We start from the raw sequence: 2793 nt of genomic DNA, 5'->3' as shown, positions 1-2793 counted from the left end.
CGCGCCGAGAGAGCGATAAAACCGTTCGTCATTGGGCGGAAGAACTGGCTATTTGCCAATACGGCCAATGGTGCGAACGCGAGTGCCATACTGTACAGTGTGATCGAAACCGCCAAGGCGAATGGGTTGACGCCCTTCGATTACTTGATGTACTGCCTTGAGCAGTTGTCACTTAAGCCCGAGTGTCTAGAACACTTGCTACCCTGGAATGCAAAACTCGGCTAGGTGCAGTTCTCCGGACGGATACGGATATCGGTGAGGCTAAGAGTGAAATTTCACGATATGTGACGGGGTATTACAGTCAGCTGAGACCACATCAATATAACTGTGGGCTGACACCCAATGAGTCAGAGCGAAGATACTGGCTTGAATACAAAACCGTGGCCAATTTTAGAATCTTCAATTTATTGCGCTGTCGATTACAGAAAACAAACAAGTGCCCATTACAGGGCTCTTGTCGCAAGCTATAAGCAACAATGTTACTCAAACCATCTATCGACTTGCGCATATCAGTGATGCCGCATATCAAAGTGACATCAAGCCGGGTACTGTTATTAAACATATTGTCCTCCTATAAATCAGAAGAACAATGATGGTGGCTGATAGCTAAAATATGAAGGTGCAGTTTGTCGGACGCTTACTTCGAGTTAACGCCCTGTTAAGGTGTGAGCAACGCAATACTGATGCCGCCGCATACCACCTTAAACACTAAACGCAACGCATAGCAAAAATGCCAAGCGTTGCGAATCACTCTTAAACAGATTGTAAAATGCACTTAGAGTAAAGATCTTTGCAGATAGTTGTGTTTTTAAACAATGTACCTAAGATCTTGTCCGCATAATGTGCTTCAACTTCTCGGGATAAATTTACAACTACTTTTGCAAACGATTCTTCAAAGTCAGGCTCACTTAGTTCAAAGACATATTCATTTGCCAACTTGCTAAGGTTAAGATCAGAGAACACTAAAAGAGCAATCATCCTATTACCATGGACCAAAACTCCGTATTCCCTGCCACTTTTTTTAGTTAACGAGTCTATTTTTTTACTCAAAAGAGATTCTATAACTCTTAAACTTTTGACTACGTTAGAAACATATACTCCTGATACATTTGGGTTAAATATTGATTTATAAGGAGCATTAGACAAGTTTTCATAAAACTTACCAATTTCTCGTTTAGCCTGAACAGCAAGGTTTACTTGATTTGAAGCACATGCTAATGCAATTGTTGCCTCTGACAAGTCAAAAGACTTAACGGAGGGCTTAAAAGCATCAGAACGCACTACATTATATTCTATGCCCTCAATTGCTAGCTCAGTCCTCAACCTAAGCTGTTGTTCGTCAAGTGATACGAAGTCACGATTTTCAATTCTATTTTGTCTATTGTTTGTTTTTGTTACATTAGCACCAAAATCATCACCAGCATTTTCCAATGATATTAACTTGATTGGTACTTTGACCTTTTCAAGTTTTGATATCTCCGACTCATTAAAGCCACCAATAGTACTGACTGTCTGAGCTCCGTTAACAATACTAATATTTGTCGCCTTAAATGAGCCTATATCCCTACCATTACCGCCTACCATAGATTTTTTAATACTGTCGGCTACAAGAGTTACCCCATTGTTGAAATACCAAAACTTTTCTGGTGTGTTTTCAATTGTTGCACTGATTTCATCATTTACATCGGTACTGCCAAGCATTTGACGAATGTTCTTTGAAAAGAGGCGCTTACCTTTAGATTTATACCAATTGAATACTTCACCACCGGAAACCATTCCAAAAAACGCAGTGTGGGGATCTTCAATTTTTCCCCATTGTGATAGTCCAATTTCGAGATCTATTGGCTCCCCTTCCATCCCTCCAGCCAAGCTAGCATGAACCTTAGCTTGGTTAAATTGATGAAAAGTCACTACATCCTCACTAACACCATCACCCGCATCATTTAGTTCGGCTACCAAATCATCCATTACTCTTTGACTATGACTACTTAAGAGTTGGTTTCCTGTATGGATCAAGACAATATCAAATTTGGTGTCATAGGCTGTTAGTGCAGTTTCGATGAGAGCTTGCATGTTTCTTGTTTTATCGTTGAATCGGGAGAAATCCAACCCTAGCAAATCAAACACACCATCTTTAAATTTGCGCATATCACCACTTTCTGGCTCTCCAACTCCTCTTTTTGACCATTTAGATTGAACTAAGACCATTCTTTTGTTCGCTGGAGAATAGTAGATAGCGTCAATTCCGTTGTCGTCTGCTCCATCGATAACTGAGTTGGCAGCTTCAGCTTCACTTGCCCCGCCAACACAATAGACCGCATATGCAGCTAAACATCGAGTTAACACTTTTGTACGATACTCTGTATCGGATGGGTTTAGATCAGATACATCCAATTTGCTTTCGAACAACTGTTCAACTTTGTTCGCTATCTGATTAACGTGAATTATGCTCATTCTGTCCAACTTTTTTGACTAATTAGATTATTTCTCGTATACCAAGCACACCAACACGAAGTGCATTCAGCTTCATTGCCGCAGAGAGAATATGTAGTGGTCAACTAAAATTGGCCACGGTTTTGTATTCAAGCCAGTATCTTCGCTCTGACTCATTGGGTGTCAGCCCACCGTTATATTGATGTGGTCTCAGCTGACTGTAATACCCCGTCACATATCGTGAAATTTCACTCTTAGCCTCACCGATATCCCGATAGCCGGTCATCGGTATCCATTCTGTTTTTAAGCTTCTAAAGAAGCGCTCCATCGGGCTGTTGTCCCAGCAGTTTCCTCGTCGAC

Annotated in this window: 3 protein-coding genes and 1 pseudogene; 2 read left to right on the top strand and 2 right to left on the bottom strand. The window is 41.1% G+C overall.

The genetic code is table 11. The features are described 5' to 3' along the window. On the top strand, positions 1-225 hold a 225-nt coding region (locus tag L1D47_RS20465), incomplete at its 5' end, for a transposase domain-containing protein (protein ID WP_239883628.1). Positions 226-257: 32 nt separating this feature from the next. After that, positions 258-392: pseudogene (locus L1D47_RS20460) on the top strand (IS3 family transposase); the annotation flags it as partial. A gap of 361 nt (positions 393-753) precedes the next feature. Here the strand turns inward: L1D47_RS20460 and L1D47_RS20450 are convergent. Continuing rightward, positions 754-2454 carry an AIPR family protein gene (locus tag L1D47_RS20450; RefSeq protein WP_239886596.1) on the bottom strand — a complete coding sequence of 567 codons (1701 nt, stop codon included), beginning with the start codon at positions 2452-2454 and terminating at the stop codon, positions 754-756. 100 nt (positions 2455-2554) lie between these two features. After that, on the bottom strand, positions 2555-2793 hold a 239-nt coding region (locus tag L1D47_RS20445; RefSeq protein ID WP_239884257.1), incomplete at its 5' end, for an integrase core domain-containing protein.

Source organism: Shewanella sp. Isolate7 (genome assembly GCF_022398425.1).
In the GTDB taxonomy this organism is placed as follows: domain Bacteria; phylum Pseudomonadota; class Gammaproteobacteria; order Enterobacterales; family Shewanellaceae; genus Shewanella.
Note: the sequence above shows the minus strand (reverse complement) of the source record. Positions and strands in the feature narration are given on the sequence as shown.

Coding starts and splice junctions, on each gene's coding strand:
- L1D47_RS20450 (WP_239886596.1), bottom strand. CDS start 2,454: ATGAGCATAATTCACGTTAATCAGATAGCGAACAAAGTTGAACAGTTG.